This is a genomic window from Longimicrobium sp. (genome assembly GCA_036389135.1).
Classification (GTDB): Bacteria; Gemmatimonadota; Gemmatimonadetes; order Longimicrobiales; family Longimicrobiaceae; genus Longimicrobium.
Genome location: DASVQP010000047.1, coordinates 1 through 1,952, shown reverse-complemented (window position 1 = coordinate 1,952; position 1,952 = coordinate 1). Strand labels below are relative to the sequence as shown.

At 71.7% G+C, this 1,952-nt stretch carries 3 protein-coding genes; all 3 read right to left on the bottom strand.

All coding sequences use genetic code 11. From position 1 onward, the window contains the following. Positions 1–297 (bottom strand): hypothetical protein (locus tag VF584_11565; protein HEX8210806.1); only part of this gene is annotated, 297 nt, incomplete at its 3' end. Between the two features lie 67 nt (positions 298–364). After that, a complete protein-coding gene (locus VF584_11560) occupies positions 365–1,306 on the bottom strand; it encodes an ABC transporter permease (protein ID HEX8210805.1) in 942 nt (313 codons plus the stop codon). Next, a partial coding sequence (locus tag VF584_11555) for an ABC transporter permease (GenBank protein HEX8210804.1) occupies positions 1,303–1,952 on the bottom strand: 650 nt, incomplete at its 5' end. The genes VF584_11555 and VF584_11560, both read right to left, overlap by 4 nt.

Sequence of the window (1,952 nt, the reverse complement as noted above, 5' to 3'; positions counted from 1 at the left end):
GTTGTAGTAGCCGCGGGTCGCGCCGGAGGCGTCGAGCGCCGCGCCCTCGCCGTATTGGCCGCCCACGATGAAGCCGCCGCTGACGATGCGCGGGAAGATCAGGATGGCCCGCGCGTCCTGGAGCAGCCGCGGCGCGAGGTTGTCCATGTTGCGGAGCCGGGTCATGGCGGCGGCGACGTCGGCATCTATCTCGCGGCGCGTGGCGGCGGCGGCATCGCGGCGCGGGGCGGCCACCAGCGCGGCGGCCCCTCCCGCGAGCAGGAGGGGGCCGAAGCGGCGGCGGTGGAGGGAGGGCATCGTGGTGTCTCCGGGTTAGCGTCGCCGCGGCAACGCGCAGCGGGCGCCAAGGCTCCCGGGCCGTGCGCTATCCTTTCACGTCCATCGCCTGCCGCAGGCCGTCGCTCAGCAGGTTGAAGCAGATGGAGGTGACGAAGATGCACACCCCCGGCAGCACCGCCACCCAGGGCTGCACGTAGATCGCCGTGCGGAGCGTGTTCAGCATCAGCCCCCATTCCGGCTCCGGCGGCTTGGTGCCGAGGCCGAGGAAGGAGAGGCCCGACGCCAGGATCATGCACACCGAAATGAGCGAGGTCGCGTACACGAAGATCGGCCCCAGCACGTTGCCCAGCACGTGGACCCGCACCACGGTGAAGCCGCCGGCGCCGGAGGCCCGCGCCGCGTCCACGAAGTCGAGGTTGCGGACGCCTTGGGTCACGCTCTCCGCCACGCGGATGATGGGCGGCACGAACACCAGGGTCAGCGCCAGGATGGCGTTGAAGATGCCCGCCCCGAGCGCGCCGGAGATGGCCACCGCAAGCAGCACGGAGGGGAAGGCGTAGAAGACGTCGGTGTTCCGCATGATGAGCATGTTCACGCGCCCGCCGGCGTAGCCCGCCACCACGCCGAGGCTCGTGCCGATGCAGAAGGCCAGCACCACCGGCACGATGCCGATGAACCAGGAGAGCCGCCCGCCGTAGAGCAGCCGGGTCAGGATGTCCCGCCCCAGCTCGTCCGTGCCGAGGACGTGATTCGGCGTGCCGATCGAGCGCAGGCGCCGGATCATGCTGCCCTGGTACGGGTCGTGCGGCGCGAGCAGCGGGGCGAAGGCGATCGCCAGCAGCATCAGCAGCAGCACGGACGCGCAGGCGATCGTCACCGGGTCGCGCCGCAGCCGCCGCCACACGCCCGCCCAGTAGCCGCGCGACCGCCCCGGCGCTTGCCTGACCTGGACCGCGAGTTCCGCCTCGGCCGCCGTAGGGGCCGGGGCGGCGGCGCCCAGATGCGCCTGGTCCGCGATGCCGCTCATGCGCGTTTGATCCTGGGATCGAGGGCGGTCTGCACCAGGTCCACCAGCAGGTTCAGCGCCACGAAGAACATGGCGAGCACCAGGATGGTGCCCTGGAGCACGGGCAGGTCGCGCTGGAAGATGGCGCTGTTCAGCAGGAGGCCCGTGCCCGGCCAGGAGAACACCGTCTCCACCAGGATGGAGCCGCCCATCAGGTAGCCGAGCTGGAGGCCCATCACGGCCAGCGCGTTCGGCGCCGCGTTCTTCACCACGTGCAGGAACACGTCGCGCCGCCGCAGCCCCTTGGCGCGCAGCGCGGTGACGAACTCCTGGTTCATGATCTCGGCCACGATGCCGCGGACGGTCCGCGTCACGATGCCCATGGGGATGACGGAGAGCGTCACGGTGGGCAGGACCAGGTGCTGGAGGTGCTCCCAGTCCCACGCCCAATCGGCCGAGCCGCCCGGCCCGGCGCCCATCGCCGGCAGCAAGGGCCACTGCACGGAGAACAGCACCACCAGCACCATGCCGAGCCAGTAATGCGGCACCGAGACGCCGGCGACCGCGATGGTGACCGCGCCGCGGTCGAGCGCCGAGCCGCGGAAGGTGCCGGCCAGCCCCCCCAGCACGCAGCCCAGCACGAAGCCGAGGGTGGAGGCGGCGAAGG

What these genes read in the sequence shown, in the direction of transcription:
- VF584_11560 (HEX8210805.1), bottom strand. Translation starts at nt 1,306, where the DNA reads ATGAGCGGCATCGCGGACCAGGCGCATCTGGGCGCCGCCGCCCCGGCC.